We start from the raw sequence: 17,129 nt of genomic DNA, 5'->3' as shown, positions 1-17,129 counted from the left end.
CGCCAAACAACTTACGGAGCGGCTTTGGGCTGGAGCTGCTTTGGGGCGAGTGATCATGGCCCCTTAAGCTTCCGGCGAGTCGGGCAGTCTGTGGACCTGCCCGTTAAAGCACGACGTTGGGGCCATGATCTTAGAGGCTCGCCCCAAAGTGGCTGCCTAAAGCCGTGGAGCCGACCGCCCCAGCCACAGAGGGTGTCTCCCACTTCATGCCCGCAGCTCGCCAGCGTGCCGCCGGGCGCGGCCAGCCGGGGCGAAGACAGAGGCAGGCCGCGCCGTCGAGGCGGCGCGCGCCCGCGCCGTGCGCGGGCCTTGATGAAGTAGGGAAAGTCTTATCCCGCTGGGATGAGGGTCTTCCGTCTCGGCTACGCCGCTACATCGCTCGGCGCCTGGCCATGCTCCAGGTACACCGGGGCGCTTGCCGCTCGGGCCTCGATAGCCGCGAGGATGCGTCGGGCCAACCGGGGAATCGTCCGCTCCGTGATCTCGCTCGGGGCCACGAACACGACGCTCTTCAGTTCCTCGGCCTGGGGGCGGATGTCCTCTACAGCCTCCGGGGCAAGCTCACCGCCGTCGAACAGGTACAAGACCTTGTCGCCCTCGGTGGCGTTGGGCGCCCAGTCGACGGCCAGGAGACGGCCGAGCGTCGGCGTGATCCCGAGTTCCTCCTGTACCTCTCGGCTGGCAGCCTGGAGCGGGGATTCACCGGTCTCGACGTAGCCCCCGGGGATGTCCCAGTAGTCCTTGTACGTGGGCACCACCATGAGGACGCGCCCGCCGGCATCAAAGAAGAGCGCACCCGCTGCCATACGCGGATGCGCCATCTTCGCTTCGTGCTCGTTCACTGCCATGCAGCCGAGCGTACCCACTTACACCACGTGCAGCCGATCGGCGAGATCTGCCATGGCCCGGCTCGGTCGACCGCGCTGGTTGCGTACCCACGTGAGCACGAGTTCGCGGGCCAGGTAGTGGTTCCGTACCTGCTCCGGTGCCCAGGATTCGGCCTCAAGGATCATCGCCAGGGCGTCATCGACTCGGCTGTGTGCGCTGAGGGCACGGGCTACCTCGATGTTGTGTCGCGTCCGGCGCTCCGTCGGGAGGTTGCTGGTGTCGATACGCGGCCCCAGGTCGGCGGCTACCTGCATGTCGCCCAGCTCGGCCGCGGTGGCCACGCGGTGGATGTCGACGTTGGTCGGCCCGAACGCGGTCCACAATGTGGTTCGCGTCTTGCCCGAGTCGGCGGGCTGCCTGGTCGGCCTCGGCGAGGAACTCGCGCACTGTCGAGCGTTCCTCTGCCCGGGCGGCTGCCATGGAGCCAGCGAGGAAGAGCGTCCCGTAGATCGACAGGAACTCCGGGCTGGCTCCCGAGAGGCCCGGCCGGAGGTAGTCGGACGCGTCACCGATGAGCTGTACGGCGGCGTCGAAGCGGGCAGTCGACAGGAGGCAGTGACCTACGGACCGGAAGAGCGATCCGATTACCGCCGGGTTGCCGGACTGCTGCGCCGCGCCCAGTCCGCGATCGGCAGCAATCCAAGCGAGGTCCACCTCGCCCACCTTCCCGAGGACCATCGCGGCGCTCTGGTACGTCAGCGCAAGCAGCTCGTTGGCCTGCTCGCGGTCGCGGCCGTTGTAGGACTGCGCTGCAATGAGAGCGTCAGCCAGCACAAGAGGCAGGCGGCGGGTCGCGAAGCCGTAGCGGGAGGCTTGGTAGGCGTCCATGATCTCGACGACGCTGGCACGAAGCTCATCCAGTGGCGTGGGCGCGCCCTCGGTCGGCACTCCCAACAAGGGCGTGAGTTGCCGGTAGTTCATCAGCGCCGACCGAAGTGCCGGCACTGTGCGGTTGCCGCTTTCGGGGGTCCACTCCATGAGCGTCGGCTCGGCGAGCAGGTCGCCAAGAGACACGTCGAGGGCGTCGGCCAGAGCCTTGATGACCGAGAGTCGGTCCAGCTCCAGCCGGTTGTTCTCCGCCTTGCTCAGCCAGTCGACCGTCCGGCCGACGAGCCCGGCCAGGACCTCCTGGGACATGCCGCGCCTACGGCGGTACCAAGCAACTCGCTCACCGATCGTCAGGTTCGTCGTCATTCCTCGCATGGGAAGAGCGTCCACCCGTCTCTCTCTACGGCCCCGGAGAGATTTTCCGGGGTGGTGAGTTCGTCCGGTCCTAGCGTTGCTTATAGGCCGAGGGGCTGTCAGATCGAAAGGGCGACGAAGGGGCCGTGACCGTGCTGAGCCCGGCAGAGAAGCGCGAACTGATCGGCCAGATAAGGGGACTTGGTGAGGAGCTGGCAGAGGTCGCGCGTCGAGCTGACGCCTTGGTCATTGCCCTTGAGCCTGCTGCCGAACCAGGTCCTCCAGCTGATCCATCCGCTCCGCAAGGCGGCGCACATCCCGGCGGACCTCGGACAGGTACTCCGTGATCTGCTCGAACTCGGGGCTGCGCTTGGCGGAACTGCCTTCGCCCGGCAGCGCGGCAAAGCTTCCCTTGCCCTGGTGGGAGATGGCGTAGCCGTCCTCGCGGAGACGCGAGATCGCCTGTCGGGCGACTGTGCGAGACACGGAGTGCTGCGCCATCAGGTCCGACTCTGAGGGGAGCTTGTCCCCCGGCGTGAGCTCTCCGTCGCGGATCCGGCGCTTGAAGTCGTCCGCGATCTGCAAGTACGCGGCCCGTCCAGTGAAGTCGGCCATAGCCCCTCTCAGCGGTTGTCGTACCTAGTGCAGCACATCGCGCCGACAGCCGTCGAGATTCACTTGACACACCAAGTAGTACAGGTCCATTCTCTAACCTGAGACGACGTACTAAGTACGTCAAGTTGATCGATCAAGGAGCGCTTCATGCGTCAGATCCCCGTCGACACCTCCGCCGCGACCGTGATGGTCGCCAAGGCCCCGCAGCCCAAGGTCAAGGACCGCCGTACCGGCGAGATCGCCACCGACAAGGACGGCGTCACGCTGATGACCGTGGAGGTCATGTTCTCCACGTCCGACGAGGTCGAGATCCTCAAGCTCACCGTCCCGCAGCCCGGCGTCTCCGAGGACCTGACCATGGGGACCCCCGTCGCGCTGACGGGCCTGGTCGCCTCGGCCTGGGAGAACGAGTTCAACGGCCAAAAGCGCCACGGCATCGCCTTCCGCGCGGTCGCCGTGACCTCGCTCGCCGCCGCTGCCTCGAAGCCCAAGGCGGCCTGACCATGACCTGGTTCACGGTCGCTCTCGTGCTGGTCGTCGCCACTGCGGGTCTCCTGCGGTGGCGGCGCCCCGCCTGGTACTGGCTGACCTTCGGGGTCACCTTCGCCACTCTGCGGGTCCTGGTCCGCTACACCTCGGTCATGGACGCCTGTGGCCTGACAGTCCCACCCTCCCGCTGGCGCCTTACTCTCGCCCGGATGACCAACCGTCCGGCACCCGAGTCCCGTCCGCCGCGCATCCTGCGAATGCGGCCCACCCGGACCGGTCTGGTCCTGCAGCTCAAGCTCCGCCCCGGTCAGGACGCCTTTGACGTCGCGGCCGCTTCGGACCGGCTGCGCCACTCCTTTGGGATGTACGGCGTCACCTCGCGTGAGCTGCGCTCCGGCGTTGTCGAAGTACGGATGACGGGCTACGACGTCCTCAAGCGGGTGCAGATGCCCGCCCGGACCGACACCCGGCCGATGCGGGTCCCGGTCGCCCTGCGCGAGGACGGCTCAGTGCACTACCGCGACTACCGGGCCGTTCCGCACGGGCTGACCCTGGGCGCCACGGAGTCCGGGAAGTCTGTCTACCAGCGCAATCTGGTCGCCGGACTGGCCGCGCAGGACGTCGCGCTGGTGGGCATCGACTGCAAGCAGGGCGTTGAACTGTTCCCGTTGGCCCGGCGGTTCTCTGCGCTCGCCGACAACCCGGACACCGCCCTCGATCTCCTGGAAGCCCTCGTCTCCCACATGGAGGACGTCTACCAGCTCATCCGCGCCCAGCAGCGCATCAGTGTCGCGATACCGGATGCGGAGATCGCTGCCGACATCTGGGACCTGCCCGCCGATCTGCGCCCGGTCCCGGTCGTGGTCCTGGTCGACGAGGTCGCCGAACTCGCCCTGTTCGCCACCAAGGACGAGGAGAAGCGCCGGGACCGCATCATCACCGCCCTGGTCCGCCTCGCCCAGCTCGGCCGCGCCGCCGGTATCTACCTGGAGATCTGCGGGCAGCGCTTCGGCGCCGAACTGGGCAAGAGCATCACGATGCTCCGCTCGCAGCTCACTGGCCGCACCGCCCACCGCGTGAACGACGAGACCTCCGCGAACATGGCCTTCGGCGACATCTCCCCGGACGCCGTCCTGGCGGCCGTCCAGATCCCCACCGACATGCGCGGTGTCGCCATCGCCGGGGACTCCTCCGGAGGCTGGGCCCGCATCCGCGCCCCGCACACCTCGCTGCGCGAGGCCGTCAACATCTGCAACAGGCACGCCGACCGCGTCCCGGACCTGCCCGCCCTGGCGGCCTTCCGTCCCGCGGCTGCCCCGCTGCCCCCGGCCCGCGTGCCACTGTCCAAGACAGCCCCCGCCACGGCCTGACCACTCCCGCACTCCGGTCGGCGCGACCGCCCTCGCGCCAGGTCCCTACCCCCGCCATGCCTCATCACCGGAAGGAGCCGTGATGGCCCGCACCGCCCTCCGAGTCGACGCCGTGCTCGTCCAGGCCGTCATCGCCGGGGCACTGTCCTTCGCCCACCTCCACGACCTCGCCGCCGCTGCCGGACAAGACGGCTGGAAAGCCTGGGCCTACCCCATCTCGGTCGACCTGCTCTTGGTCGCCTCCTGGCGGCGGCTGCGCTCCGATGGCCCGTCCCGGCTGGCCTGGTGCTGGTTCGTGATCGCGCTGGTGGCCTCCCTCGGCGCCAACGTCGCCACCGCCGGACTCCTCGACCTGATCCAGGTCCCGGCCTGGCTGCGCATCCTGGTCGCCGCCTGGCCCGCCCTGGCCTTCATGGGCGGCACCCTCCTCGCCCACTCGACCACCGACCACCCGGCACCCGAAGTGCCGGCCACCACGCCCGGCCCCGAACCGGTCGCCCCGCCTGAGCCGGAAGCCATCCCGGCCCCCGTGACCGAGGCCGAGGAAACCCCCGCGCTTCCGGCCGCTGAACCCGCCCCGACTGCTCCTGCTGTCCCGGCTCCTTCGGTCCCGGCCGCGCTGGTCGACCACGCCCGCAAGGTCGCCGACGACCACCAGACCCGCACCGGATCGCCGATCGACACCGACACCCTGCGTGCCCGCCTCGGCGTCCCGCCGCAGCTGGCCGACGCCATCGCCGCCCAACTCGCCTGACCCAGAAGGGAGCAAGACCGATGCTGCGTGACCCCGCCGACCTGACCGTCTCCGACTACCTCGACGGTGCCCGCGAGATGGCCGCCGCCAACCGGCCCTACCTCGCCCACCTGCTCGCCGAGGAAGCCGCCCAGCGCACCACCGACCCGGCCACCGCCGCCGGTATCCGCGCCAGTTTCCCCGCCCCGATCAACACCCGAACGGAGAGCGACTGACATGCCTGCCCGCGACCACTTCCACTCCGTCATGCGCATCGGCCCCGTGCAGATCGGCACCCACCGCGACCGCCACGGCCACACCAAGCACGCCGCCGTGTGCACCAACGACCGCTGCGGCTGGTCCGCCGACTACTCCAGCCAGAGCGCCGCCCAGCTCGCCGCCCGCACTCACCGCTGCACCGCCCGATAGGAGGCCACCCCGTGGACGTCCCCCTCTGGTTCGCCCTCGCCGTCGTCGGCTACCTCGGCATCAAACTCATCCGCCCGCCGCTCTGGCTGGTCCTGGTGCTCCTCCTCGGCGGCTACCTCATCGCCGACAGCCTCCTGGCCCCCGTCATCGACACCGCCATCAAGTAGGGAGAACCGCCATGCTCCGCCCGAAGATCCCCACCATGCCTATCCCGACCGGCCCCGGCACCCCGTCCGCCGCCGTCGAGCCGACCGCCGTCGTCCAGCACACCCCCGACACGTCCACCCCGGTTGCGCAGGCCCCGTCGTCCCGGCCCACTGTCCAGCTCACCCCGGGGTCCGTCCTCGCCCTGGTCGGCGGCGGCACTGCCGTGGTCCTGGTCGTCGGCACCGTCCTGGTCTCCATGCTCCTCGCGGTCGCCGTCACCGCCGCCTCTGTCGCCGTCTGCGCCCTGGTCATCCGCTCGCTCGCCTCCTCCCAGCACCGCCGCTGAACGGTCCCCGGGGGCCGCACAAGCCGCCAAGCACGCCGCCGCCTCTGGGACCGGAGTCAGTCAGCCAACCGCCATCGCCAAGGAGTACACCGTGGACCTGAACAGCACCATGAGCATCGTGCCGTTACTCGGCTGGGCCGTGCACGGCGGCATCCTCGCCCGCCGCCTTGCCTCCGCTCGCCGCGACCCTCTCACCGGCCTGCACACCCGAGCCGGATGGACCGCCCGCGCCGAAGACGTCATCCGCCGGCACCCGCGCGCGGCCGTCCTCCTGGTCGACCTCGACCACTTCAAGACCCTGAACGACACCCACGGCCACGCCGCCGGGGACGCCGCCCTCGTCGAGACCGCCGACCGGCTGCGCGCCTGGTGCGGACGCAACGGCACCGCTGGCCGACTAGGTGGGGACGAGTTCGTCGTCGTGATCCGGGACCTGGCCGCCGCCGACCCCGACGCGCTCTCCGCCGCGCTTCACCGGCCGCTGAACCACGACGGCGTCTCGCTGCAACTGGCCGCCTCGGTCGGAGCCTGCGCCATCGCTGATCTGCCGGTGCCCTGCCTGCCCGATGCGCTCGCCGCCGCCGACGCGGCCATGTACGCCGCGAAAGCCCGTGGCCGTCGGGGCTCCCGCACTGCTCGCTGACCGGCCACCGGGTGGCGCACAAGCCGCCAAGCACGCCGCCACCCGAGGCCGTTCCTTCCAACCGCAATCGAAAGGAACCACCATCATGGCCCAGCCCACCCCGCCCTCGCCGAGGATCTGTACGGCCTGCGACGGCTTCGCCTCCGCCGCCATCACCCTCGGCGGCCGCGACCGGAACGGCCACCTGCGCACCATCACCGCGCACTGCCCGGCCTGCCACGGCACCGGCACTGCCCGCCGCTCGCCCGTCCAGGAGGGTGCCCGTGCCTGACCTGCTCCGCGACCCGGCCACCCTCGGCGACCTGCTGAGGGTGGCTTCGGCCGACGACTTCGACCGCTGGCACGAACAGATCCGCCGCACTGGCGGCTGCGCGGATCCCATCCACCTGACCGGCTGGACCCTGACCAAGGACAAGACGACCGGCGAGACCCTGCACCACTACTCGACCGAGTCCGAGCCTGGCGGACGGCTCCGCCTGGCCTGCGGCAACCGCCGCGCCTCCCGCTGCCCCTCCTGCGCCTTCACCTACGCCGGAGACACCTACCATCTCATCCGCGCGGGCCTGGCCGGAGACGACCGCCGCGACATCCCCGCCACCGTCCGCGACCACCCCCGCGTCTTCGCCACCCTCACCGCCCCGTCCTTCGGCCCGGTCCACAACCGGCCCGACCGAGGTGTCTGCCGCTGCGGCACCCACCACACCACCGACGACCCCGCCCTCGGCACCGCCCTCGACCCGACCACCTACGACTACGGGGGCGCCGTCCTCTTCAACAACCACGCGGGCAACCTGTGGCAGCGCTTCACGACTCGCCTCCGCCGCGAGATCGCCGCCCGTGCCGGACTCACCCGCCGCGAGCTCGCCGACCATGTGCGGGTCTCGTACGGCAAGGTCGCGGAGTTCCAGAAGCGCGGTGCCCTGCACTTCCATGCTGTGATCCGGCTCGACGGACCCGAGGGACCCGAAACGGCTCCTCCGGCCTGGGCAACGGTCGATCTGCTCTCCGACGCGATCCGCGCCGCCGCCGCGCACTCGTACACCTCGGTCTCCGTCCCGGCCGCCGCCGACCAACCCGCCCGCACCTTCCGCTGGGGCACCCAGCTCGACGTCCGCCCCGTCAAGGCCTTCGGCGACGGCTCCGACATCACCGAACAAGCCGTCGCCTCCTACGTCGCCAAGTACGCCACCTAAGCCGCCGAGAACACCGGCACCCTCGACCGCCGCATCGGCGAACTCTCCGAACTCGACCGCCACCACGTGCCCGACCACACCCGCCGCCTCATCGAAGCATGCAAGCAGCTCGACCCGCTCTACCCCGACCGCCGTATCTGGGCCTGGGCTCACATGCTCGGCTTCCGCGGCCACTTCTCCTCCAAATCCCGCCGCTACTCCACCACCCTCGGCGAACTCCGCCAGACACGCGCCGACTACCGCGCAGCCCAAGAACGCGAAGCCCTCGGCCTGGAGGACGCCGAGCCGGACACCGTCCTCATCCTCGCCGACTGGCAGTACGCCGGCCACGGCCACACCCCCGGCGAATCCGCCCTCGCCGCCACCATCGCCCGCGACCTCCAGCACAACCGCGAAACAGCCCGAGAAGCGATACGTGACCAACTCGCCCTGGAAGGAGCCGCAGCATGACCACGGCCACCCCCGAACTGCTGACCGTGCCCGACGTCATGGACCGGCTCAAGCTCGGACGCTCCAAGGTCTACGACCTGATCCGTTCGCACCGCTTGGTCTCGATCAAGATTGACGGCGCCCGCCGCATCCCTGCCGACGCAGTACGGGACTTCATCCTCGGTCAGATCGAGGAGGCTGCCTGATGGCCACTCAGCGCAAGCGCAACCCCAACGGCGCGGGCACCATCACCAAGCGCAAGGACGGCCGCTATCAGTGCGCGGTCTACGTGCTCCAGCCGGACGGCACACGCGCCCGCAAGTTCGCCTATGGCAAGACCTGGGCTGAGTGCGACACCAAGCGCCGCGAGCTGCTGGCCAAGGTCGATCAGGGCGTGCCCGTGCCCACCCGCTCGGCCAAGCTCTCCGACTGGCTGCCCTACTGGCTGGACAACATCGTCAGGCCCCGCCGCAAGCTCAGCACGTACGACAAGTACGAGGCGCACGTCAGGCTCTACCTCGTGCCCATGCTCGGCTCCAAGAGGCTCGAATCCCTCAGCGTCGCCGACGTCCGACGCTTCCTGACCCAGCTGGAGAACAGGACGACAGCGGCCACCGCCAAGGAATCGCACCGGGTACTCCGTACGGCCCTGTCCGCTGCCTGCCGGGAAGAGCTGATCGCACGGAACGTTGCGGGCCTTGTCGAGCCGCCCCGGGCCTCGTCGCGTGAGCTGAGTCCCTGGACGCTCGACGAGACCTTGGACTTCCTCGCCGCCTCCCGGAAGGACCCGCTGTACGCGGCTTTCGTCCTCGCTATCGCCATGGGGCTGCGTCGGGGCGAGCTGATCGGCCTGCGCTGGGACGACGTGGACCTGGACAAGCGGGTCCTGTACGTCCGCCAGCAGATCCAGCGACGGCGCGGGGTCCTCTACGACGACGACACCAAGAACCGCCGCAACCGCGCGCTTCCGCTCCCGGCCATGTGCATTGCTCCTCTGCGCTGGCATCGGATGCGGCAGGCGGCTGCCAAGGAGCGGGCGGGGGAGTCGTGGGACGACCGCGGGTACGTCTTCGCCACCCGGACCGGCCGTCCGGTCGAGCCACGGAACGTCTACCGCTCCTTCACCCGGGTCGCCGAGTCCGCCGGCCTCCGCGTGATTCGGCTGCACGACGCCCGGCACGGGTGCGCCACCCTCCTCACCGCTGCCGGGGTGGCTCCTCGCGTCGTGATGGAGATCCTCGGGCACAGCCAGATCAGCATCACCATGGACGTGTACACGCACGTCGTGCAGGACACCCAGCGCGAGGCCATCAGCCACATGGATCGGCTGCTCAAGAGGCGGCCCGGTCGTGAGTGACCGCCCTCGTTGATGTCAAAGCTGGATGTCAAAGGCCCCGGACCATGATCGGTCCGGGGCCTTTTGGCTGGTGCCCCCGGCAGGATTCGAACCTGCGACACCCGCTTTAGGAGCGAGGTTGGGTGGCGACCGGCGCGACCTGCGAGTTTCCTGTCTTCGGTGGCATCACCCGACCGCGCCCGTGCGCACCCTGGTTCCCCGTGATTCCCCGCCCGTTCTGGCACACGAGTGGCACGCCCCGTCTACTGAAGTTCTCGCCGGGCACCTGGGATGCCGGGCGGTGTTTGAACGTCAGCGCTTACCTGGCCGCCCAAGGTCATCACGTTGAGGGTCGCAGAGTTCTCGTTGGCGATTGCGCTCTCTACCCGGGCGACCAAGGTCGTGAATGCTTCGCTCTCCGTGAGACCTGAGTAGGGCCCCACCTTGGTTTCAAAGTAGACGCGCTCATGCCCGAGGAGCTGTTCGGTTGACCTGTAGTTCTTCCACTGCTCGCGATAGCGGTACACGCTCTCCAAGGAGACAGAACCGACAACGATCAAGCTCAGCACCGTAGCGGTAAGTTTCGCGAACGACAGGTCAAGGTTGACTAACACAGGGACCAACGCTCCTCCGACGACGGATATCGTCCTCATCCGGAGATGCATGGCCTTCGTCTTAACGGCCTTCTTGTCGTACCACTTCTGGTACTGAGACAGCCTCCCCTCCACGTAGTCCTGCGTCGCGGCCACGGTCCGGGAGACGGTGGGGTGAGCTTCGAGTGACTGTTCGTCATCCGCACCTGACATGAGCGGAAGTACACCGGTGGCGCAACGACGCAGTCAACTCGGCGGCTCAGCCGGGAGCGCCAGTCCGGAAGATCGCGTACGTGGGTGGCTGCTGATCTGGCGAGCCGGTGACCTGCGCCCTCCTGGCGCGCTTCCCGGTGTTCCCTGGTGTTCCCCGTCCGTGACTGCACGATCGGGCACGCAAGGGGCACGTGCGCCCTTGGGGCTGGGCTGCCGGGCGCCGCGCTCCTAGCCGTGGATCGTAGGCGGCAATACGCTTCGCCCATGAACCTGGGGGATGTGGGGCGTGGGATCTTCGCCGTTGGTCCCGGCGGCTTGTCGCCTCTAAAAGGTGACAACAGTGCGGGTTGGTCGTCGGGGATATGGGGGCTGGTCGCGGTCCTGGTCGTCCTGACGCTGGTTGGGATCTTGGTGTACTCCGTACGACGGGGCTCCTCGTCGGATGACGAAGATTGATTCTTCGAGCTGCACCTTCACCACCCTCCTAACCCACCACTCACCTCAGGTCCCATCCCGTCTGCCGTCGACCCACACGCATGTGGAGCGGGCGTGGTTCATGGCGTCCAGGTGGAGCGCGCCACTGTACGAACGACCTGGACGCCATGGGCCGCGTCTGCTCGGCTCTGCCTGGGTCGATGGCAGACGGGATGGGAGCACCCCGCGCACGCCACTATCCGCCGGCACTCGCGAACGGCGCCCCCGCCATCTCGGAGCCTGAGCGCCCCCGCCGGAGGCTGTTCTGAGCGTGGCCGCTTCTCTACGGTGATCGACTCATGCCCCGGCTCTGGCCACGTGGGCGCGCGTCGGCGCAGCGCGGGCGGAGCGGGCCGAAGGCAGGAGCGGCGCCCGCGGCGGAGCCGGGAGCGCGCCCGGCGGAGCGGAGCGCAGCCGGCTTGATGAGGTAGAGAAACCCGTAACTCGGGCCTGTGTGGGGCGGGTTCGCGCGCTCACTGTCACTTTTACTGACAGCGTCACGGCTTGGCATGGGTACCTTCGAAGTGTCGAAAGGACTCATGATGACGACAGAGCTGACTACCGGGCAGCGTGTAGCGAGGGCACGGCGACGTCTGGGTTGGGATCAAAGCCAACTTGCGGCCTCTATCGACCGCTCCGTGAGCTGGGTCTCTAAGGTCGAAACGGGTCGTCTCCCCCTGGACCGAATGAGCGTCCTCGGTCAGCTTGCTGAAGTGCTCGGCGTTGAGGTCACCGAACTGACGGGGCAGCCCTACCGCCACGAAACAGCCGAACTCGACTCCGGTCACTCCGCCATTCCCGGTCTCCGCCTCGCCCTGCAACAGGCGACTATGCCCGGTGGTGCAGCGCTGATCGCCGCGACCAATCCCCCCACCCTTGCTGACCTCACCGCCCGTGTTGAGGCGGCTGAGCGGCTCCGCCAGGACGCCAAGTTCACGGCCCTGGGAGACGTCCTCCCGCAGATCCTTCGCGACCTGATCGTGCTGTGTGATGTGGCCGGCGGCGATGACGTGCCTCGGGCAGAGGGACTGATGCTCAGGGCCAGCCACATGGCGCGCGTCTCGTCCAACCTGCTCGGGCATCATGACCTCGGCTGGAGTGCTGTTCAGCGGGAGTTGGTCGCAGCTGAGCGGGCTGAGTCGCCGGTTCTCCAGGCTGCTGCCCGTTGGGATCTCTGCGGTGTCTGGCTGCATGAGGGCGAACTGGGCGCGGCGCGCGACATGGCCCGGAAGGCTCTCGATGACCTAGAGCCGCACTTGGCCAACTCCGATCAGGTGATCCGTGCCTTGTGGGGTGCGATGCACCTTCGCGCGGCGGTCGCCTGGTCGCGGCTGTGGGACCGGTCGGAGGCTGAGATGCACTTGGACGAGGCTCGGCAGGCTGCGTCTGGGCTCCCGGCAGACGGCAACGTCTTCCAGACCCAGTTCAACGCCGTGAACGCCTCGATCCATTCGGTTGAGGTGAGCCTGGAGCTGGGCCACCCGCGCGATGTTCTCTCACGGGCCGATCTGGTCGACATTGCACACATCGCGTCGGGGGAGCGGCAATCCCACTTCTGGGTCTGTGCAGCTGTCGGCCAGATGATGAACGGCAAGGCAGAACCGGCGGCTGATGCGATCCTGCGCGCTGATGCCATCGCTCCTCAGCACGTACGTAACCGTCCCATCGCCCGGAACCTTGTTGACGACCTGAGGTCGACAGACAGGCACTCGCGATCGGCGGACATCAGGCGTCTCGCCACGAGCATGAAGCTGGGTTGATCACGACACTGAGAGGGGGAAAGCGGCGGTGAAGGTCGCAGATCGGGCGCGCTTATTAGTGGAGCTCCACGAGATCAGGAGGAAGCTGGCCGAAGCCAGCCAGCGCGTTGACCGGCTGTCTTCCTCGGTCAAGAACGCTCGCGAACCTGCGATTCGAGACGATCGAGCCGTGAGTTGATCAGATCAAGAGCGGCTTTGATCTGTCCAAGTTCATCGGCCATGGTGCCGACGTCATCTGTCGAATCGGTGGTCACGGGATCGCTAGCAATGAACGTCCCTCGACCCTGCTGGCTCACGATCAGCCCTTCGCTCCGCAGGATGTCGAGGGCGTGACGAATGGTCATGGCTGCAACGCCGTAGCGCTCAGCCATCTTGGCGTTGCCGTCTAGCCTCTGACCAGCCTTGAGCCCTCCGGAAGCGATCTTCCTCCGGAGGTCATCCGCCACCTGCTCGTAGGCGTTGCGAGGGTCATCGGGGCTCACGGTCACGCCTCCAGGTTACCTAAGTGATCTAAAGAAATCTGCCCCTAGGTCTTGCGCATCGCCCTGTGGCAACTAATCTAGGTAACACAAGAGAAGTTAGAGAGGTTGTCCATCGCCTCTCAAACCCGGGGGCGGCGCTCCTACCGCCAAGCAGACTCGCCGCCCCCTTGTCCCCTGAGGGAGCTTCCATCATGCCTGCTTCTGCCCTGACAGTGTCGATCTCCCGGAACCGTGGCTGCCCGGCGTGCGGCAACGGTCGGTGCGCCGACCCGGCGGAGTGCCTGTTCTTCCTCACGTCGCGTCCGTGGGGTGACTGCACCTGGTGCGCCGGGTCCGGCTGGGCCTGCGAGTCCGCGCCGCTCTACAACCCGCTCGCGGTCTTCTGCGAGGGCTGCAACGGCTCCGGCCTGAGCGAGCACACCCACGACTCGATCGACCTGGGCGAGATCAGCGACGACGCGAAGGCCCGGCACGCCGCGCACGTCGCCCGCCTGACCGGGCTGGTCGCCGCGTCCTCGGCTCCGCTGGCGGTGGCGGCATGAGCCTCTTCGCCTCCGTCCTCGATCTCCTCGACGCCCCGGCCCGCTCGGCTTCCTGCCCCGGCTGTGCTGCGCACGCCCCGGCCTGGACCCGCGTGACTGTCGACGGTCTGCGCGTGCTGACCCACGACGGTGACGTGATCTGCCCGAAGGATCGCCACTTCGGCTCCGGAACGCAGCCCGCTCCGGTCGTCTCCCTGGTCCGGCTGGAGGTCGCCGCGTGACGGTGTTCCCCGTCGCCCCTGAGGCCGTGGCCGGTGCTGCGGCCTCTTTGGGCACCGACCCTCTGACCTTGGCTGACCTGCTGCGGGTGGCGAACTCGCCGGGCTTCGACCGCTGGCAAGAGCAGATCCGCCGTACGGGTGGCTGCTCGCACCCGATCCGGCTCCAGGGCCAGACTGTCACCCGCGATCGCGCGACCGGTGATGTCCTCTACTCCTACAGCACGGAGAACGAGCCGGGCGGCATGCTGCGGGTGGCGTGCGGCAACCGGCGGGCCTCCCGCTGCCCTTCCTGCGCGTGGATGTACGCCGGGGACGTGTACCACCTGATCCGTGCCGGGATCACGGGTGACTCCCGGATGGGCATCCCCGGTGAGATCCGCGAGCATCCCGGCGTGTTCGCCACGCTCACCGCCCCGTCGTTCGGGCCGGTCCATAACCGCCCGGCGTCCGGCCGGTGCCGCTGCGGGAGCTCCCACGCGGAGGACGATCCCGCCCTGGGCACGGCCCTCGACCCGAGCCGCTACGACTATGCCGGGGCGGTGCTGTGGAACAACCACGCCGGGGACCTGTGGCGTCGGTTCACCATCTACCTCCGCCGGGAGGTCGCCGCCCGTGCGGGCCTGACCCAGTCGGCCATGAAGGAGGTGTGCCGGGTTTCCTTCGGCAAGGTTGCCGAGTTCCAGAAGCGGGGCGCCGTGCACTTCCACGCGGTGGTGCGCCTGGACGGTCCCGACGGGCCCGATGCTCCTCCGCCGGCGTGGGCCACGGTCGCTCTCCTGGACGACTCCATCAAGGCGGCTGCCGCCCGCGTCTCTGTCCCGGTACCGGCTTCCGGGGAGGTCCCGGCGCGTGTGCTGCGGTGGGGCTCCCAGGTCGACGTCCAGGCCATCGGCGGCCTGGAAGGGGTCGAGCTGACCGACGGTGCGGTCGCCTCCTACGTCGCGAAGTACGCGACCAAGGCGGCCGAAGCCACCGAGACCGTTGACCACCGGATCGGGGAGCTTTCGGAACTCGACAAGCTGTCTCTGCCCGCGCACACCCGGAGCCTGATCGAGGCCTGCCGGGATCTGGACGACGCCTACCCGGACCGGATGCTGTGGCGCTGGGCCCACATGCTCGGCTTCCGCGGGCACTTCATGACCAAGTCGCGGGCCTACTCCACCACCCTCAGCGAGCGTCGCCAGGTCCGCGCTGACTTCCGCGCACGCCAGGAACGCCGCGAACGGGGCCTTCCCGAAGACCTCGACGACTCGGAGGGCTCCACGTTGGTGCTCGCCCACTGGGTCTACGCCGGACAAGGCCACACGCCGGGAGAGTCCTGGCTGGCCGCAACGATCGCCAAGGAGATCCGACTGAACCGAGAGACCGCACGCGAAGCGCTCGCCGACATGCCCGACCTTGAGACCGAGGGGGAGTGGTGACCATGGATCGGCTTCTGACGGTGCAGCAGGTCGCCGAAGTGCTCGGGACGGGCGTCCGCTTCCCTCGGCGCCTGATCGAGGAACGCCGGATCACCTTCGTCAAGGTGGGGCGGCACGTCCGCATCCCTGAGAGCGCGGTGTCCGCCTACATCGCTGAGCACACCGTGCAGCCGGTGACCGTTCGGCGTGCCGTGCTCAGGAGGGTTGCCTGATGGCGAACAACCAGGGGAAGCGTCGCCGCTTCGGATCGGTCCGGCAGCTCAAGTCCGGTCGCTGGCAAGCCCGTTATCCGGATCCGAACACCGGTCAGCTTCGGGGCGCTGAGCAGACGTACGCGACCAAGACCGATGCTGAGGTCGCGCTTACGCACATCGAGGCGGACATCACCCGTGGCCAGTGGCACGACCCCGACGCGGGCAAAGTCCTCTTCGGCGAGTACGCCACGGCGTGGCTCAAAGACCGCAAGCTGGCGGCCCGTTCGACGGAGCGTCACGAGTCGGTGATCCGGCTTCACCTGCTGCCTACCTTCGGTGAGGGGCCCTTGTCCTCGATCACGACGGCGCGTGTCCGGGCCTGGCGTACGGAGTGCCTGACGCGGACCGGTGAGCCGACGGTGGTGAAGGCCTATCAGATCCTGCGCGCGATCCTGAACACGGCCGTTGATGATGAGCTGATCCGGCGCAACCCGTGCCGCATCAAGGGCGCCGACCGTTACGACGTGCCGGAACGTCCCGTCCTCACCGTGGCCGAAGTCTTCGCCGTGGCCGACTCGATCGCCCCGCGCTACCGGCTGCTCGTCCTCCTGGCGGCCTTCACGGGCCTGCGGTTCGGGGAGCTGGCATCGCTCCGCCGGCGCGACGTCGACACGGACAACGCGGTGCTCATGGTCCGGCGCTCACAGGCGGAAATGCAGACGGGAGCTCTCTTCGACAAGGCGCCGAAGTCGGATGCCGGGGTCCGACCGGTGGCCTTCCCGACAGAACTCCTGCCGGACGTGAAGCGGCATCTCGACGCCTACGCCGGGCGTGGTCGTGACGGGCATGTCTTCCTCGGGCCTCAGGGGGGTCGACTGCGGCGCAGCAACTTCCGCGACGACTGGATCGATGCCAGGAAGGGCGCCGGGGTCACGGTGGATGCCCACTTCCACGATCTTCGGCACACGGGGAACACGCTCGCCGCGTCCGGCGCGAGCCTGCGTGAGTTGATGACCAGGATGGGGCACAGCACTCCCCGCGCCGCGTTGATCTATCAGCACATGGTCAACGGCCGTGACCGCGAGATCGCCGATCGGCTCGGCTCGATGATCCGGAAGGAGCGTGGGGATGTGGCACCGTAGTGGCATTTCTGGCACGTGTGTGGCACGGCCGTGATCACAGCTAAGGGCCAGTTCGAGGGGATCATGCCCCTGAACTGGCCCTTAGTCGTGTGCCCCCGGCAGGATTCGAACCTGCGACACCCGCTTTAGGAGAGCGGTGCTCTATCCCCTGAGCTACGAAGGCGGGGCTTGTAGGAAACGCTCTTGGTCAAGCCCTGAGCGATCTGGGGTGGCTACGTCGTAGGGTCACGCGGATTCCGCGTGGCACGGCGCAACGCCCGTCAGAGCGCTCGATCCACAGGGTACCG

22 protein-coding genes, 1 tRNA gene and 1 pseudogene are annotated in these 17,129 nt (G+C 68.5%); 18 read left to right on the top strand and 6 right to left on the bottom strand.

All coding sequences use genetic code 11. From position 1 onward, the window contains the following. Positions 1–362: 362 nt before the first annotated feature. The 3 genes from ABTY98_RS10060 to ABTY98_RS10050 all read right to left on the bottom strand — a co-directional run bounded on the left by ABTY98_RS10060 (position 363) and on the right by ABTY98_RS10050 (position 2,685). On the bottom strand, positions 363–848 hold the full coding sequence (locus ABTY98_RS10060; protein ID WP_352220394.1) for an NUDIX domain-containing protein: 486 nt from the start codon (positions 846–848) through the stop codon (positions 363–365). Positions 849–1,023: 175 nt separating this feature from the next. After that, complete coding sequence (locus tag ABTY98_RS10055) at positions 1,024–2,082, bottom strand: helix-turn-helix domain-containing protein (protein ID WP_352220393.1); 1,059 nt, start codon at positions 2,080–2,082, stop codon at positions 1,024–1,026. Positions 2,083–2,316: 234 nt separating this feature from the next. Beyond that, complete coding sequence (locus ABTY98_RS10050; protein WP_352220392.1) at positions 2,317–2,685, bottom strand: winged helix-turn-helix domain-containing protein; 369 nt, start codon at positions 2,683–2,685, stop codon at positions 2,317–2,319. Positions 2,686–2,832: 147 nt separating this feature from the next. Between ABTY98_RS10050 and ABTY98_RS10045 the strand changes: the two genes are divergently transcribed. The 12 genes and pseudogenes from ABTY98_RS10045 to ABTY98_RS09990 all read left to right on the top strand — a co-directional run bounded on the left by ABTY98_RS10045 (position 2,833) and on the right by ABTY98_RS09990 (position 9,821). Next, positions 2,833–3,186, top strand: a complete 354-nt coding sequence (locus ABTY98_RS10045; RefSeq protein WP_352220391.1) for an SCO3933 family regulatory protein — start codon at positions 2,833–2,835, stop codon at positions 3,184–3,186. 2 nt (positions 3,187–3,188) lie between these two features. Next, a complete protein-coding gene (locus ABTY98_RS10040) occupies positions 3,189–4,544 on the top strand; it encodes an FtsK/SpoIIIE domain-containing protein (protein ID WP_352220390.1) in 1,356 nt (451 codons plus the stop codon). An 82-nt stretch (positions 4,545–4,626) separates the two neighbouring features. Next, positions 4,627–5,298 (top strand): DUF2637 domain-containing protein, encoded by a 672-nt coding sequence (locus ABTY98_RS10035; RefSeq protein WP_352220389.1) that lies wholly within the window; start codon positions 4,627–4,629, stop codon positions 5,296–5,298. 20 nt (positions 5,299–5,318) lie between these two features. Further along, entirely contained in the window at positions 5,319–5,513 is a 195-nt protein-coding gene (locus ABTY98_RS10030; protein ID WP_352220388.1) for a hypothetical protein, read from the top strand. A 1-nt stretch (position 5,514) separates the two neighbouring features. Further along, positions 5,515–5,706, top strand: a complete 192-nt coding sequence (locus tag ABTY98_RS10025; RefSeq protein ID WP_069764280.1) for a mobile element transfer protein — start codon at positions 5,515–5,517, stop codon at positions 5,704–5,706. 11 nt (positions 5,707–5,717) lie between these two features. After that, on the top strand, positions 5,718–5,873 hold the full coding sequence (locus tag ABTY98_RS10020; RefSeq protein ID WP_088245459.1) for a hypothetical protein: 156 nt from the start codon (positions 5,718–5,720) through the stop codon (positions 5,871–5,873). Positions 5,874–5,884: 11 nt separating this feature from the next. Then, entirely contained in the window at positions 5,885–6,199 is a 315-nt protein-coding gene (locus ABTY98_RS10015; RefSeq protein WP_352220387.1) for a SpdD-like protein, read from the top strand. A gap of 91 nt (positions 6,200–6,290) precedes the next feature. After that, entirely contained in the window at positions 6,291–6,842 is a 552-nt protein-coding gene (locus ABTY98_RS10010) for a GGDEF domain-containing protein (RefSeq protein WP_502994184.1), read from the top strand. Positions 6,843–6,927: 85 nt separating this feature from the next. Continuing rightward, positions 6,928–7,113: a hypothetical protein gene (locus tag ABTY98_RS10005; protein ID WP_352220386.1), complete on the top strand. Its 186-nt coding sequence runs from the start codon at positions 6,928–6,930 to the stop codon at positions 7,111–7,113. Beyond that, positions 7,106–8,485, top strand: a pseudogene (gene repSA, locus ABTY98_RS10000) (replication initiator protein RepSA). The gene ABTY98_RS10005 and the pseudogene repSA (ABTY98_RS10000) overlap by 8 nt, the downstream one beginning before the upstream one ends. After that, positions 8,482–8,670, top strand: coding sequence for a helix-turn-helix domain-containing protein (locus ABTY98_RS09995; protein WP_352220385.1), 189 nt, complete (start codon positions 8,482–8,484; stop codon positions 8,668–8,670). The pseudogene repSA (ABTY98_RS10000) and the gene ABTY98_RS09995 overlap by 4 nt, the downstream one beginning before the upstream one ends. Beyond that, a complete protein-coding gene (locus tag ABTY98_RS09990; protein ID WP_352220384.1) occupies positions 8,670–9,821 on the top strand; it encodes a tyrosine-type recombinase/integrase in 1,152 nt (383 codons plus the stop codon). Before ABTY98_RS09995 ends, ABTY98_RS09990 begins: the two co-directional genes overlap by 1 nt. Positions 9,822–10,063: 242 nt before the next feature. Here the strand turns inward: ABTY98_RS09990 and ABTY98_RS09985 are convergent, their stop codons facing one another. Beyond that, positions 10,064–10,606 carry a DUF4231 domain-containing protein gene (locus ABTY98_RS09985; RefSeq protein ID WP_352220383.1) on the bottom strand — a complete coding sequence of 181 codons (543 nt, stop codon included), beginning with the start codon at positions 10,604–10,606 and terminating at the stop codon, positions 10,064–10,066. Positions 10,607–11,589: 983 nt separating this feature from the next. Between ABTY98_RS09985 and ABTY98_RS09980 the strand changes: the two genes are divergently transcribed. Next, a complete protein-coding gene (locus ABTY98_RS09980; protein WP_352220382.1) occupies positions 11,590–12,840 on the top strand; it encodes a helix-turn-helix domain-containing protein in 1,251 nt (416 codons plus the stop codon). Between the two features lie 128 nt (positions 12,841–12,968). On the opposite strand, the gene ABTY98_RS09975 is transcribed toward ABTY98_RS09980, so the two are convergent. Beyond that, positions 12,969–13,328 (bottom strand): GntR family transcriptional regulator, encoded by a 360-nt coding sequence (locus ABTY98_RS09975; RefSeq protein WP_352220381.1) that lies wholly within the window; start codon positions 13,326–13,328, stop codon positions 12,969–12,971. A gap of 185 nt (positions 13,329–13,513) precedes the next feature. On the opposite strand from ABTY98_RS09975, the gene ABTY98_RS09970 reads away from it, so the two are divergent. Genes ABTY98_RS09970 through ABTY98_RS09950 form a run of 5 tightly spaced genes read left to right on the top strand, consistent with a single transcriptional unit; the run spans position 13,514 to position 16,842 of the window. Beyond that, positions 13,514–13,864, top strand: a complete 351-nt coding sequence (locus ABTY98_RS09970; RefSeq protein WP_352220380.1) for a hypothetical protein — start codon at positions 13,514–13,516, stop codon at positions 13,862–13,864. Then, positions 13,861–14,085 carry a hypothetical protein gene (locus tag ABTY98_RS09965; protein ID WP_352220379.1) on the top strand — a complete coding sequence of 75 codons (225 nt, stop codon included), beginning with the start codon at positions 13,861–13,863 and terminating at the stop codon, positions 14,083–14,085. The genes ABTY98_RS09970 and ABTY98_RS09965 overlap by 4 nt, the downstream gene beginning before the upstream one ends. Positions 14,086–14,111: 26 nt before the next feature. Next, on the top strand, positions 14,112–15,506 hold the full coding sequence (gene repSA, locus ABTY98_RS09960; protein ID WP_352220498.1) for a replication initiator protein RepSA: 1,395 nt from the start codon (positions 14,112–14,114) through the stop codon (positions 15,504–15,506). Positions 15,507–15,508: 2 nt separating this feature from the next. Beyond that, complete coding sequence (locus tag ABTY98_RS09955; protein ID WP_352220378.1) at positions 15,509–15,718, top strand: excisionase family DNA-binding protein; 210 nt, start codon at positions 15,509–15,511, stop codon at positions 15,716–15,718. Further along, the gene (locus tag ABTY98_RS09950; RefSeq protein WP_352220377.1) at positions 15,718–16,842 is read left to right on the top strand and encodes a tyrosine-type recombinase/integrase; all 1,125 of its coding nucleotides are present in this window, start codon (positions 15,718–15,720) and stop codon (positions 16,840–16,842) included. The genes ABTY98_RS09955 and ABTY98_RS09950 overlap by 1 nt, the downstream gene beginning before the upstream one ends. A gap of 90 nt (positions 16,843–16,932) precedes the next feature. Here ABTY98_RS09950 and ABTY98_RS09945 read toward each other — a convergent pair. Next, a tRNA-Arg gene (locus ABTY98_RS09945) sits at positions 16,933–17,005 on the bottom strand. Positions 17,006–17,129: the final 124 nt, after the last annotated feature.

Origin of the sequence: Streptomyces sp. NPDC096040 (assembly GCF_040303265.1) — a bacterium.
Lineage (GTDB): Bacteria > Actinomycetota > Actinomycetes > Streptomycetales > Streptomycetaceae > Streptomyces.
This window is presented reverse-complemented; position numbering and strand designations above follow the sequence as displayed.

Excerpts from the sequence above, each read along its gene's own strand:
- ABTY98_RS10060 (WP_352220394.1), bottom strand. The coding sequence starts at position 848 with ATGGCAGTGAACGAGCACGAAGCGAAGATGGCGCATCCGCGTATGGCA.
- ABTY98_RS10055 (WP_352220393.1), bottom strand. The coding sequence starts at position 2,082 with ATGACGACGAACCTGACGATCGGTGAGCGAGTTGCTTGGTACCGCCGT.
- ABTY98_RS10050 (WP_352220392.1), bottom strand. The coding sequence starts at position 2,685 with ATGGCCGACTTCACTGGACGGGCCGCGTACTTGCAGATCGCGGACGAC.
- ABTY98_RS10045 (WP_352220391.1), top strand. The coding sequence starts at position 2,833 with ATGCGTCAGATCCCCGTCGACACCTCCGCCGCGACCGTGATGGTCGCC.
- ABTY98_RS10040 (WP_352220390.1), top strand. The coding sequence starts at position 3,189 with ATGACCTGGTTCACGGTCGCTCTCGTGCTGGTCGTCGCCACTGCGGGT.
- ABTY98_RS10035 (WP_352220389.1), top strand. The coding sequence starts at position 4,627 with ATGGCCCGCACCGCCCTCCGAGTCGACGCCGTGCTCGTCCAGGCCGTC.
- ABTY98_RS10030 (WP_352220388.1), top strand. The coding sequence starts at position 5,319 with ATGCTGCGTGACCCCGCCGACCTGACCGTCTCCGACTACCTCGACGGT.
- ABTY98_RS10025 (WP_069764280.1), top strand. The coding sequence starts at position 5,515 with ATGCCTGCCCGCGACCACTTCCACTCCGTCATGCGCATCGGCCCCGTG.
- ABTY98_RS10015 (WP_352220387.1), top strand. The coding sequence starts at position 5,885 with ATGCTCCGCCCGAAGATCCCCACCATGCCTATCCCGACCGGCCCCGGC.
- ABTY98_RS10005 (WP_352220386.1), top strand. The coding sequence starts at position 6,928 with ATGGCCCAGCCCACCCCGCCCTCGCCGAGGATCTGTACGGCCTGCGAC.
- ABTY98_RS09995 (WP_352220385.1), top strand. The coding sequence starts at position 8,482 with ATGACCACGGCCACCCCCGAACTGCTGACCGTGCCCGACGTCATGGAC.
- ABTY98_RS09990 (WP_352220384.1), top strand. The coding sequence starts at position 8,670 with ATGGCCACTCAGCGCAAGCGCAACCCCAACGGCGCGGGCACCATCACC.
- ABTY98_RS09985 (WP_352220383.1), bottom strand. The coding sequence starts at position 10,606 with ATGTCAGGTGCGGATGACGAACAGTCACTCGAAGCTCACCCCACCGTC.
- ABTY98_RS09980 (WP_352220382.1), top strand. The coding sequence starts at position 11,590 with ATGGGTACCTTCGAAGTGTCGAAAGGACTCATGATGACGACAGAGCTG.
- ABTY98_RS09970 (WP_352220380.1), top strand. The coding sequence starts at position 13,514 with ATGCCTGCTTCTGCCCTGACAGTGTCGATCTCCCGGAACCGTGGCTGC.
- ABTY98_RS09965 (WP_352220379.1), top strand. The coding sequence starts at position 13,861 with ATGAGCCTCTTCGCCTCCGTCCTCGATCTCCTCGACGCCCCGGCCCGC.
- ABTY98_RS09955 (WP_352220378.1), top strand. The coding sequence starts at position 15,509 with ATGGATCGGCTTCTGACGGTGCAGCAGGTCGCCGAAGTGCTCGGGACG.
- ABTY98_RS09950 (WP_352220377.1), top strand. The coding sequence starts at position 15,718 with ATGGCGAACAACCAGGGGAAGCGTCGCCGCTTCGGATCGGTCCGGCAG.